12 protein-coding genes and 2 pseudogenes are annotated in these 11,714 nt (G+C 59.2%); 3 read left to right on the top strand and 11 right to left on the bottom strand.

Annotation, left to right across the window (positions count from 1 at the left end; translation table 11 throughout):
- Window positions 1-171, bottom strand: a 171-nt coding sequence (locus ACFFWD_RS02065) for a putative quinol monooxygenase (RefSeq protein WP_376960934.1), incomplete at its 3' end; no start/stop codon positions are given.
- A 102-nt stretch (window positions 172-273) separates the two neighbouring features.
- Here ACFFWD_RS02065 and pqqA point away from each other — a divergent pair.
- Complete coding sequence (gene pqqA, locus ACFFWD_RS02060; RefSeq protein ID WP_376960930.1) at window positions 274-501, top strand: pyrroloquinoline quinone precursor peptide PqqA; 228 nt, start codon at window positions 274-276, stop codon at window positions 499-501.
- A 341-nt stretch (window positions 502-842) separates the two neighbouring features.
- Here the strand turns inward: pqqA and ACFFWD_RS02055 are convergent, their stop codons facing one another.
- Window positions 843-1,493 (bottom strand): IS110 family transposase, encoded by a 651-nt coding sequence (locus tag ACFFWD_RS02055; protein ID WP_376960928.1) that lies wholly within the window; start codon window positions 1,491-1,493, stop codon window positions 843-845.
- Between the two features lie 227 nt (window positions 1,494-1,720).
- On the opposite strand from ACFFWD_RS02055, the gene ACFFWD_RS02050 reads away from it, so the two are divergent.
- Complete coding sequence (locus ACFFWD_RS02050) at window positions 1,721-2,332, top strand: flavodoxin family protein (protein ID WP_376960926.1); 612 nt, start codon at window positions 1,721-1,723, stop codon at window positions 2,330-2,332.
- A gap of 805 nt (window positions 2,333-3,137) precedes the next feature.
- Here the strand turns inward: ACFFWD_RS02050 and tnpC are convergent.
- Window positions 3,138-3,755 (bottom strand): annotated as a pseudogene (gene tnpC, locus ACFFWD_RS02045) (IS66 family transposase); the annotation flags it as partial.
- A 125-nt stretch (window positions 3,756-3,880) separates the two neighbouring features.
- On the opposite strand from tnpC, the pseudogene ACFFWD_RS02040 reads away from it, so the two are divergent.
- Window positions 3,881-4,536: pseudogene (locus tag ACFFWD_RS02040) on the top strand (IS630 family transposase); the annotation flags it as partial.
- Window positions 4,537-4,564: 28 nt separating this feature from the next.
- On the opposite strand, the gene ACFFWD_RS02035 reads toward ACFFWD_RS02040, so the two are convergent.
- From ACFFWD_RS02035 to ACFFWD_RS02000, 8 genes are all read right to left on the bottom strand, one after another.
- Window positions 4,565-4,924 carry a YciI family protein gene (locus tag ACFFWD_RS02035; protein WP_376960932.1) on the bottom strand — a complete coding sequence of 120 codons (360 nt, stop codon included), beginning with the start codon at window positions 4,922-4,924 and terminating at the stop codon, window positions 4,565-4,567.
- A 94-nt stretch (window positions 4,925-5,018) separates the two neighbouring features.
- Window positions 5,019-5,279 (bottom strand): hypothetical protein, encoded by a 261-nt coding sequence (locus ACFFWD_RS02030; protein ID WP_376960924.1) that lies wholly within the window; start codon window positions 5,277-5,279, stop codon window positions 5,019-5,021.
- Window positions 5,280-5,300: 21 nt separating this feature from the next.
- Window positions 5,301-5,708 carry a putative quinol monooxygenase gene (locus ACFFWD_RS02025; RefSeq protein WP_376960922.1) on the bottom strand — a complete coding sequence of 136 codons (408 nt, stop codon included), beginning with the start codon at window positions 5,706-5,708 and terminating at the stop codon, window positions 5,301-5,303.
- Between the two features lie 274 nt (window positions 5,709-5,982).
- Window positions 5,983-6,993 (bottom strand): ABC transporter permease, encoded by a 1,011-nt coding sequence (locus tag ACFFWD_RS02020; protein WP_376960920.1) that lies wholly within the window; start codon window positions 6,991-6,993, stop codon window positions 5,983-5,985.
- 33 nt (window positions 6,994-7,026) lie between these two features.
- A complete protein-coding gene (locus ACFFWD_RS02015) occupies window positions 7,027-8,592 on the bottom strand; it encodes a sugar ABC transporter ATP-binding protein (protein WP_376960918.1) in 1,566 nt (521 codons plus the stop codon).
- Complete coding sequence (locus ACFFWD_RS02010; protein ID WP_376960917.1) at window positions 8,589-9,554, bottom strand: ABC transporter permease; 966 nt, start codon at window positions 9,552-9,554, stop codon at window positions 8,589-8,591. The genes ACFFWD_RS02015 and ACFFWD_RS02010 overlap by 4 nt, the downstream gene beginning before the upstream one ends.
- Before the next feature lie 65 nt (window positions 9,555-9,619).
- A complete protein-coding gene (locus ACFFWD_RS02005; protein ID WP_376960915.1) occupies window positions 9,620-10,843 on the bottom strand; it encodes a sugar ABC transporter substrate-binding protein in 1,224 nt (407 codons plus the stop codon).
- Between the two features lie 273 nt (window positions 10,844-11,116).
- On the bottom strand, window positions 11,117-11,714 hold a 598-nt coding region (locus tag ACFFWD_RS02000; protein ID WP_376960913.1), incomplete at its 5' end, for an NAD(P)-dependent oxidoreductase.

Raw genomic sequence — 11,714 nt, 5'->3', positions numbered from 1 at the left:
GCGCCAGTTCTCGTAGAACATGAACACGTCCGGATCCTCCGCATCGCGATGGAAGTGGTACTCGATGCAGCCGGGCTCGCGCCGCGTGGGCTCCACGAACGAGCGCAGGAGCGCTTCCAGCTCCAGGCGCTTCTCGGGCTTGGCGTGCAGGTAGGCAACCAAGGTCAGCATGTGAATGTCTCCTCAGTCGGTCTACGAACGCCGCGGCGGCGTGGTGGCGTGAAGCAAATATAGAAATGGCGGCGGCGAGCTCCAACGACGGAGATGTTCAAAATGAATATCTCGCCGGTTGGCGGCGTGTGCGCCGGTTCACTACATTGCAAGGACACGCAGCCTCGCGTGTCCTTTTTTGAGAGTCTCATGCAATGGTGCAAGCCCCATTACCAGGATTTCCGCTTGGGCTTCGAGATCACGAGTACATCAAGAGCTGCTGACGAGTGCGCGCAGCTGCTGTTTCACGGCATCGACGCTGCGCACGACGGCATGGAGATCGACCTGTGAGACATCCAGTGTCAACTCCCGCCCGGAGAAGAAGTCTTGAGGGCAGACAAGTGGAGACTGGCGTCGTAGGGTTTTCGGTCGGTTCATGCGCGCCAGAGCACACGCAGCCAAGCACGCGCGAGGATGCGTACGGCGTGAGGATGGTCGAAGCCGCGCTGACGAGCGGCCGTGTAGATGCCGCGAGCCCAGAGATTGGTGTGGCGCGAGTTGTCGGCCAGACACGTGAGTCCTCGCCGCAAGCGGTGGTTGCAGGCTCAGCGGAAGGCCACGCAGCGCGTCATGCCCGACTCGTAGGTCACCGGCACAACGCCGGCCAGCCGCTCGTCGTTGGGGAAGCGCTCTCACACGTCGCCCAGCTCCGCGAGGAGCTGCGCGGCGCATATGCGCCCGGCGCGCGGGAACGACATGATGATCCAGCCGTCGGGCAGCGACTCGACAAAACGCTCGATACGTCGGGTGAGCAGGGCCAGTTGCGTGAGCACGGACTCCAGCACTGCCACCGAGGCCAGAACCGCGTCGCCCATCGCCGCAGTGGTGATCTCGCCGGTGTGGCCCTGTGGGGCCGCACTCAGGCGAGCCAACAACAACAACGAGGCGCTGCGACGACCGCTGTAGTGCTGGGAACGGCAAAAGCGCCCCAGCTGCGCCTCGCCCAGCGGAGCCGGCTTGGCTGGCGTTGGATAACGGCGAAGGAACGCCAAGGAAATGGGCGACTCAACGGCGGCAAAGATGCTCGCCGCACCTGGCCAGAAAGCGTCAAGCTTCGAGTTCAGTTGATTGGCTGTTGCAAGGCGCGCGGCCACCAAATCGTCACGAGCACGCACCAGAGCGCGCAAGGCGCGGATCGAGTCGGACTGCGGCGACAGGGGCGTCCAGCGATGGCCATCGTTGCGCAGGAGGTCAGCCAGCAGATAGGCATCGCTCGCATCGCACATGAGCGTCTTCTTGATCGGAGCAGCCTTGGCGTCATCGGCGGCCGGCTTCCTGTTCAACCGTGGCTAGATGGCGGTGACGGGCGCCGTGCTGCCGCTCGTGTCTATGACGATCTATCTGTGGTTCGAGCTGTCTGCGGCCAGACGCCTGGCTTCCCGATAGGCGACGTTCGACGCCGTAGCACATCCCCATCGGCCTCATCGGATGCCAAGCCGCAGCGGAACGTCGATATTTCCCTTGTGTTCCACCACCTTTGACCCCTCACCCCTCACCACAGGAAACCGCCATGACTCGCATTGACACCATCCGGGTTGCCACCGTCTACCACAGCGGCTACGGCCACACCGCCAAGCAGGCGCAGGCTGTCGCCCGCGGCGCCGGCAGCGTGCCCGGCGTCGAGAGCCTCCTCATCAGCGTCGACGAGATCGACCAGCACTGGAGCACGCTCGAAGAAGCCGACGGCATCATCTTCGGCGCGCCCACGTACATGGGCAGTGCGTCGGCCCAGTTCAAGGCGTTCATGGACGCCACTTCGCGCAACGTGTTCGCCAAGGGCGGCAAGTGGGCCAACAAGGTGGCGGCCGGCTTCACCAACGCCGCTTCACGTTCCGGCGACAAGCTGGCCACGCTGCAGCAGATCGCGGTGTTCGCCGCGCAGCATGGCATGCACTGGGTGAACCTCGGCCTCCCGCCGGGGCACAACAACTCCAAGTCCACCGAGGACACGCTCAATCGCCATGGCTTCTTCCTCGGCGCGGCGGCACAGTCCAACGCCGACGAAAGCGCCGACGTGGTGCCGCCGCTCGCGGACCTGCGCACCGCCGAGCATCTGGGCGCGCGCGTCGCCGAGGTGGCACAGCAGCTAGCTGCCGGGCGTCAGGCTCTGGCATCGCTGTGAAGAAGGCGGCTTGAGGCCACGAACCATGAACCAGACCGTTTCCTTCATCGTTCACCTGCCAGGCAAGCCCGAGCACTTCGGGCCTCTTCGGCTCAGGGCCACAAGCGAATTATCGAAGGCATTCCAAATTGTGCCTGTCACTAGATTATTGATGTCGGCGCTAATGCCGCGTTGTTTGGAGCGGAACGATGCTGCAACTCTGCGGAAACCCCCAATGTCTCTGGATGCTTGAGGAGATGGGTAGTCCCTATCAGCTAATAGAGAAGAGTACCCGCACCGACGATCTGCACAGCGTCGAATACCTAAAACTGAATCCTAGTGTCCTGAGTCGAAAGCGATGTTCTGCGGCCACCTGAAGTCGTGATTTCCAGGCTTGCGGTTCCTTTTGACCGTTGGGCTTGAACGAAGGGGATGCGCGATGTGAGACATATGCCGCTCGGCGCCGCTCCTTATACGTGTACGGTGCGAGTGTCTAGCGAGCCGCCTGCAGCTCGTAATTCTTCTAAGAGACCAATTATTTGGAACAATAGGAGGTGCGTTGTGGAGCATAAGAAAGATCGTCCCCAAAATGGGTCCTCTGTTCTCGATCAATTTGAACGCGATCACTCTCCTCTGAATCGCAATCTCGAGGAGCTGCAGTCCGAGAACATTCGATTAAAAAAAACTTTGGCCGGGCTCTACGAGACAATTCTTAGACTGGTAGTACGACTGAAGTGATAACGGCATAGTCGCGAAAATCGCGGCCTCAATCCTTTCCTTCCGATGCTGCCTAAGCGAATGCGGGTATACCGTAAGACTGTCGTTTTCAAGCCACGGCTTTGAGAAGGGATTGTCGGTAGGCCCACGGGAGCAGCTGATCGATGTCGCGATTGGGATGACCGTCGACGATTTTGGTGAGAGCTTGGGTCAAGTACGCGAGCGGATCAATTTCGTTGAGCTTACAAGTTTCGATGAGTGAAGCGATGGTCGCCCAATGCTCGGCACCGCCGTCGGAACCTGCGAACAAGGTGTTCTTCATGGAGCGCTCGACGGTGTTGTTGTCGAGCTCGATGCGGCCGTCATCAATGAAGCGCGTCAGTCCCTCCCAGCGCGACAGGGCATAGCGTATTGCTTTAGCAAGCTTGCTTTTCTGGCTGATCTGGCCGAGCTTTGCGCGCAACCACGGTTCGAGCGCGTCGACCAGGGGACGGCTTTTCGCGGATCGGACCGTTCGGCGGTCCTCGGGATTTCGGTCGCGGATGTCTTTCTCGACGGCGTAGAGCCCGGCAATCCGTTCGAGTGCTTCGCTGGCGATCGGCGCCGGACCAGAGACGGCGAGCTCATAGAACCCGCGCCGAACATGCGACCAGCAGAATGCCAAGCGGACATCGCCGCGGTCGGCCAGCTTGCGGTAGCCGGCATAGCCGTCGACCTGAAGAATGCCCTGGCCTTTCGGTCAAACGCGCGCCATCAGCCACGCGACAGCCGCGAGCATGATGCCGATCACGAGCGCGAGCGCGAGCGCGCCACCTGCCCCCAGCAGGATCTCGTAGATGAAGCTGCCATCCTCGAAGGACGCACGCGCCGATCACCCACTGGAGCTCGCGCGGCATGGCGAAGGAAAGCGGGCTATCGGTCTCAAGCGTGCAGCGCATCTGGCGAGCCTTCGGTTTGCAGCCTCATCGGATGGAGACGTTCAAGCTCTCGACCGATCCGGATTTCGTGGCCAAGGTGCGCGATGTGGTCGGCCTCTACGTCTCCCCGCCCCAGCATGCCGTCGTTCTGTGTGTGGACGAGAAGTCCAAAATCCAGGCGTCGATCGCAGCCAACCCATGTTGCCCATGCGCCCCGGTCAGCCCGCGCGGCGCAGCCACGACTACACGCGCCACGGCACGACGTCGCTCTTCGCGGCGCTCGACATTGCGACGGGCAAGGTCATCGGCAAATGCTATTCCCGTCACCGTGCCGCAGAGTTCCGTAAGTTCCTCGACGAGATCGAGGCCGCACGGGACGGCGGCCTCGAGGTCCATCTCGTCATGGACAACTACGCCACGCGCAAGGCGCCAATGATCCGCAACTGGCTCGCCAAACGGCCGCGCTGGCATGTCCATCTCACGCCTACCAGTTCGTCCTGGCTCAATCAGGTCGAGCGCTTCTTCGCGCTCATCACCGACAAGAAAATCCGGCGCGGCATCTATCGCAGCGTCCAGGCTCTGCGCACAGAGTCTGCACGCCAGGGCCCGGCTCTTTGTCTCAGCCGAGATCGAACTTGCCTGTCGAGAAAAGCAATCGCACTTCGAAGCTACCTTCATTCACTTGCCACGGCAAAAGCTCGTAGCACCGCAGGCCGCGTATGTGAAACGGATCATTTTCAGCTAGTTCCTGCGCTTCCTCGCGAGTTTTGACGCGGTACACGATTAGTCCGTTCCCGTCGTAACGCGCTCCCTCCCCTAGAAGCGGACCTGCCGCAAGCAGCTTTCCATTTCGTTCCAGCGCCGATAGATAAGCCTTGTGGCTGCCGAGATGCTCTTCCAACTCCGCCAGCGGCCGAGCGGGGCGGGTTAGGCAGACAAAATAGAGTTTCTGAAGCCCATCATGCGTTTCGTCAATCATTGCCTGAGACATTTGTCGATCCTCCTCTTCAATCCAGCCGTCCGGTAGACAGCACCTAACGAATCGAGCCGAAGGCCGGTGGTCGAACCGCCGCCTATCGCGACTGCGCAATCCGCATCCAGGCGGTGCGCTTCGCCACTTCGATCGGGACGGGCATGACCGCGTGCTGAAACACGCCCGCGGCTCGTGACCCGAGCATTTCGGCGACGCGCCGATCGGGTGCAGCCCGCTCGGGCGTGGACAGCACGAGAGCGCGACGCGCCCCGAGCGCCTCGATCTCGCGGCCGAGGTGCTTCAGCGACCCTGCGCCGAAGACCACGCGCGGGATATGGGCTTCGAAGACGAATTCACGCATGGACGCAATCCCGGTTCGAGCTCAGGCGCGCTGCTTGGGATAGACCGCCATCGCGGGCTTCAGAAAGACGATACGCCGCTCGGCCTTGAGCATCTCGGGGAGCGCCGCCTCGTAGGCCTGCCTGTAAGGCTTCTTCAGGTGATGCTCAAGGAGGTGCTCGCTGCTGCAAGCCCACGTCTCGTACAGGACGAGCGTGTCCGGATCGTTCAGGTCTTCGTGGACCCAGGTGTTGACGAAGTCGGGCTCCTTCACCATCGCCTCAACCACCGCGAAGAGCATCTTGCGGAACCGGTCACGGGCTTCCGCCTTGACCGGCAGGATCACGACGATGGCCACGCTGTCGGAGGGCTGACCGGCGGCCGGGCTTGCTGCACCCGACGACTCGGGCGTGACCGCGGTGCGACGAGAGGGGCTTGCTGATCTGCTCATGGCTGTCTCCTGGGAAAAGTTGAAGAGTATGCTGGAATGATCCCGAAATATCTACGACGGTTTGTGAACCTCGCGCTCGTGGCTTGGCCCGAGGATACTCTGATTGTGCCGGATCGTCGGTCGCCAGTCATCGCCAAGCGCAGCTCTCAGCACCGCCGTTCCCTACGGTGAACGCACCCATCGAACGCCCGCGCAAAGATCAAGGGCATCGGCAGTCAGGATGCCGAATTCTCCCATCTGAAGACACGAGCGCCGATCGTTACGTCCGGCGTCTCTATTTCACGAACTCGCTTTTCGATCGGTCGAGCGTCAGAGCGACTGCGAGAATGATGACCGCACCCTTGATGATCGTCTGGATAAACGGATGCACGCCCACCACGTTCAGGCCATTGCTCATTACGCCGATCACCAAGACACCCATAATGCTTCGATGGACACCGCCAATCCCGCCTGATAGCGCCGTACCTCCGATCACCACCGAAGCAAGAGCTTCGAGCATAAAGCTATCGCCCATTCTCTGAGTCGCGGAGCCAGCGCGAGCGACAAGAAGGAACCCGGCAATCCCGGCCATCAGACCACTCATTAAGAATGCCCCGGCCTTTACGACCCCAACACGGACACCGGACAAGCGGGCTACAGTTTCTCCGCCGCCGACGGCCACGACGTATCGCCCGAAGTGGGTTCGCGCGCCGACGAACGATACGACGCCGAATAAGATGAGCGACCAAAGAGCCACGTTCGGAATGGGATCGATAAGCCGGCCGGCTGCCATCCATTTGACTACGGGTTCGTCGAAATGGATGTTAAATCCGCCTCCGAGTATATTCGAAATACCCGTGAAGATGCCCATCGTTCCTAGTGTTGCTAGAAAGGACGGAATTCGGCCGAAAAGATGGAAGCACGCGTTTGTCGCCCCCGCCGCGAGGCCAATAGCCGCTGCAGCCGCAAAAGCCCAAAGTCCTGCATTCACATCGCGAACGAGGAGCGCGACGGCAATCGCCGATAGCGTAACGATCGCGCCGACCGAAAGATCGACCGATCCGATCAAAATAGCAAAACTGAGACCCGATGCAACGAGCAATAAGACGGCCGACTGCCGCATTATATTAAGGACATTCGGAGCCGAAAGGAACCGATCGTTTGCGATGGAGAATACGAGAATTTCGGTAATGAGGAATGCGACCGGTAAAAGCAAGACAACTGGCTGCCTTCGTATATTCGTTCGAAAATGACGAAATGTCAGGTCCAATTTCATTGCTCGTCCGATAACCAGAAGATACATCATGATAGCTCCCAGCGGGTGCGCACGGTGGCGCGTTCAGACCATATGCCGAATGAGTTGATCTTCCGGAGGTTTCGCGCCAGGTGGGGCCGAACACTGATCTACAATGCTGCCTTCCTTCATGAGAAGGATTCGATCGCTAAGACCGATCAGTTCCGGTAAATCGTCACTAATAAGTAGAATTCCAACTCCGCTTTCTGTCAGGTCGCGAATCAGCGAGTAGATTTCCTCCTTGGCGCCGACGTCGATGCCCCTCGTAGGGTTCTGCAGCACGAGAACATTCGGTCGGCACATGAGCCACTTTGCCAATACCACCTTCTGTTGATTGCCGCCGCTCAGATGCGCACAGATCTGCATCACATCAGCAGCCTTGATACGCAGCCTGCGCATTTGCGCACTTACTAGCTCGTTCTCCAACGCGCTGTCGATCCATGGAAGACCCCAGTATTTTATGTGTGGAAGGTAAGCCAAACTCGCGTTCCACTTCAGAGGAAGATAGGGGATAAGGCCTTCCGTCTTTCGCTCTCGCGGCACATACCCAATTCCTGCCGCGATAGCCGCTTCGGTACGTCGACGGATAGGTAGCGGACGTCCGTCCACTTCGACTTCCCCGCTCTTCGAAGGTAATGCAGCACCCGAAATTGCGTCCCCAATCTCGTCCTTACCGCATCCGAGGAGGCCCCCAATGCCGAGCACTTCACCCTTACGTACGACGAAGGACACATCCTTTATGGTGCGACCGCACAGACCTCGCACCTCAAGCGCAGTTTCCATCTGCTGCAACGCAACTCCTTGCCGATCTTCCTTATAGTAGTGCAGTGACCGCACTCGGCCCACCATAAGCTCGTGCAGCCGGGTCTCGCTCATCTCATCCCGACCAACCTCCGAGACGTTGCGACCGTCCTTAAATACATATAGGCGGTCACAAAGCCGGAAGTATTCCGATAACCGATGCGTAATCAGTACGAACGAACATCGATCGGTGAGGGATTCTACGCGCCGAAACAGCGTCTCGACTTCCTCTTCTGGAATCGCTGCAGTGGGCTCGTCGAGGAGCACGATCGGTTCTCGGACGCCATACAGATTCGCAAGTGCGAAGGCACGGGCAATTTCAACCATCTGCCGGTCTTCAAACGGAAGATCCGCCACCACTGCCCGAGGGCTAATATGATTTAGCTCAAGCTCACGGAGCGCGTCCCGGGCGGCGTAGACTGCGGCTTCGCGATCTACCATCCCGGCGCGATTGCGAAACGCCTTTTCGTGACCGAGGAACATATTCTCGTAGACCAGGATGTTGGGGATGAGCGCTTGTTCCTGAAAGACCATCGAAATCCCGGCGCGCACCGCTTCAGCATAGTTCGACGGATTGTAGAGCGAACCATCGAGCTTGAGCGTCCCCGTGTTTGGCGGAGCTATACCGCAGAGCATCCGCATCATCGTGGATTTTCCGGCACCATTCTCACCGGCAATGCCAAGTACTTCAGAACGACGGATCTCGAGCGAAACAGATTCGAGGACCGGTATCCCGCCATACGTCTTGCTTACGTTCTCTGCGGCAAGGCGAACCGAAGACGCCCGAGATGAGCAGCCACAATTGTTCACTTGAGGATCCCCACGTTGCGTTCACTCATGATCACCACAGCAATAAGAACCATCAGGCTTTTGATGATGGTCTGATAATAAGGGTGCACCGCCAGTATATCTAAGCCGTTTGCAAGAACGACCACCGCCAAAACGCCAGTCAACGTGCGCGCCACACTTCCCACGCCACCGGTGATGAACGTTCCGCCGATTACGATCGTTGCAATTGTCTGCAGATTGATTCCGTCGCCCATGGCAACCGCTGCAGTTTCCAATCGCGCAACCAATAGAGCGCCCGCGAAACCTGCCGCAGCTCCTGAGAGGGCAAATGCCTCGATCTTTCGTCTAGCGACAGGAATCCCGATCAGCTTTGCGACGCGCTCACCGCCGCCGATTGCGAGTACATGCCTGCCGAACAGACTCCGGCGATCGACCACAACGAGTGCGGCATAACAGGCAAATGCCCAAAGACCGATGTTCGGAATGCCAGGGAAAAGCGTGCCGCTGGCCAACGCGACAAAGTTCTTATCGAGAATGGGAACAGGCGCGCCATTGTTGAGCAGGAGCGCGACACCGCCCAGCGCGGTCATCGTTCCCAAGGTTACCAAGAAGGATGGGATGCGAAGCCCTACGTGGAGGGCTCCGTTGATGAGCCCGACCACTAGCCCAACAAGCGTAGCCAAGAGCAAGACGCTCGTGCCGAACACCGGGACCGCCATTGCGGTTAAGAGGCCCGCCAGGGACACCACTGCGCCAACGGAGAGGTCAACGCAGCCGAGTAGAATCACAAACGTACTTGCGGATGCGACGATTAGAAGTATAGAGGACGCCAAAATAATATTCTGCAGATTGGATGCTGTTATGAAATTGCGGTTAGCAGCTTCAAACGCAACGCAGAGAGTCGCCAAAAAAAGGACGGGGATGAATTTCACAAAGGGGATTCGTCCAGTACCAGCGATCGCTATTGTCGTGTCGGCGGACATATACGGCTCCATCGATGCGGCGAGGAACTGCGATATACGCAGTTCCCGCGCCAAGTCAGGCGTCGCTATTGGGAAACACCCAGAGCGTCTTGGGGAATCTTCGTCTTATAGTGTGCGGCGTATAGCTTGTTGATAGCGTCGACCCTACCGGCCGCGACCGCATCCAAATAGGCCTTGGGAAGTTCGTAACCCTCCGGTCGCTTGATGCCGGTTCTATTCCAGAGGACCAACGGATCAGCGACTGTGACGGGATATTGAATGTCCCAGTCGTCTGGATGGAGCGTTCGCGACATCTTTTTCCAATCAAAAGGAGATAGTCCGCCCCTCAGCCACTTGCTGTACGTGTCCACGTTGGCGGCCGTCACGATGACCGTTCCTGTGAACATCATCGTTTCTATGGGATCTGGCCTCCACCCGTGAGCGACGTCGTATGCCTTCACTACCGTCCAACCTGCTTGAAATTCTGGTGTAAAGCTGGCGGTAGCGAGAAGGCGCCCTTCTTTGATGAACTTTAGCGTTTCTGCGTTACCATCCAGACCGACAATCGGAACCTGGATGCCGGCTTCCTCGCATGCCTGCATAGCGCCGATGGCGACCGAATCATTCTGGCCGAAAACAGCATTGAACTTTGGATGCGCAATGATGATGCTGTCCATCACCTTGCGCGCCTCGTCCTGATTCCAGTTTGCCGTCTGGGTGACGATTACCTTTATCCCAGGAAATTCCTTCAGTGCTCGATCGAATCCATCATTACGAGCAGTGTCCGGATTCGATCCGGCAAAGCCGGTGATGTGCACGACATCGCCCTTTCCACCGATCTTCTTGAACATCAAGACCGCGAGGCGGTATGCGGCATCACTATCGTCTGGAGAGGACCATGGTGCGTAGGCGCCTTTCGAAACATCCAGAGGATGGAACCAGGGGAGCGTGTCCCAAGCTCCGACGTAGTAACCGCCGGCTGCTGCTACTTTTTCCACGATTGGACGGATGTTCCCGGTGCTCTGCGCAACGCCGAAAAACAAACGTGTTCCAGCACTGATGGCAGCCTCGAAGTTGCTCAACTGTTTGGACGGATCGCCACCATTTGTCATCGTGACGTACTCATAGCCGAGCGCTTCAGCAGCAGCTTTACCTCCACGATCCCAATTCGAGTAGTATTCGTTCTCAAGCGAAGTGACTTCGCTCAAGATCTTCTCTCCCGCGAAAGCAATTGGGGACGCCATTGTCGACAACGAAATAGCCACGATCGTTGCCGCAACACTCGTTCGACGGTGCAGTCCGATTTTCATGTCTCTCTCCTCCTTGCTTATCTCTGTTGCCGCAGGGTATTTTCCTTGGCGCATGAACGACACCGAAGCCGAGCAGATATCTCGACCGCGTTGGAGGTTCACTTGCTGTAGCGGCTCGTTCCTGCGGTTTAAAACGGCCCGCGCCATGATCGGCCGCTATTGTTCATGTGTTGCGCTGGTATCGATGGTCGCGGATACTTAAGGTTGGTCTCCACGCCGTAATTTAAAACGCCGCGCCCGTGACCACGCAGGTCCTGCCTTCGCAGCCTCATGTCAGGCCTCCAGTGACGCGTCGAGTCCACAGGCGGCTTCGACCACCCTGATCACGCTCGCGTAGTCCCGTTGCGAATCGCCGCGCGCCGCAGCGCTGACGAGCCACTGCGCGGCGAGCGCGGTGAGGCCCAGCGGCACCTGCAGGCCCTTGCCGGCATCCATGATAAGGCCCACGTCCTTCTGCATCTGGTCGACGGTGAATGTCGGTGCGAAGTCGCGATGGGACAGTGCGCCTGCCTTGGCTTTCACGATGGGCGAGGCGACGGCACTCGCCGCGATAACGCTCCACATGTCGTCCCAGTGCAGGCCGCCCTTGCGGCCGAGCGCGAGGCCTTCGGCCAGCATGCCGGTCGTGAGCATGATCATGAGGTTGAGCACGAGCTTCATGAGCCTCGCCTCTTCGCCGGCGCCCAAGTAGAAGCGCCTCGGACCCCAGCAGGCGATGAGATCGCCCACCTGCTCGTACGCGGCGCGGTCGCCCGAGACCAAGGCCGTGAGCTCGCCCGCCTCTGCCATCGCGTTGTTGCCGGAGACTGGACATCGCACATAGGCCACGCCCGCATCCGCGAGCCTGACCGCCGCACTGCGCGATGCCTCC

It is taken from the genome of Bradyrhizobium erythrophlei, from assembly GCF_042430365.1.
Classification (GTDB): domain Bacteria; phylum Pseudomonadota; class Alphaproteobacteria; order Rhizobiales; family Xanthobacteraceae; genus Bradyrhizobium; species Bradyrhizobium erythrophlei.
Note: the sequence above shows the minus strand (reverse complement) of the source record. Positions and strands in the feature narration are given on the sequence as shown.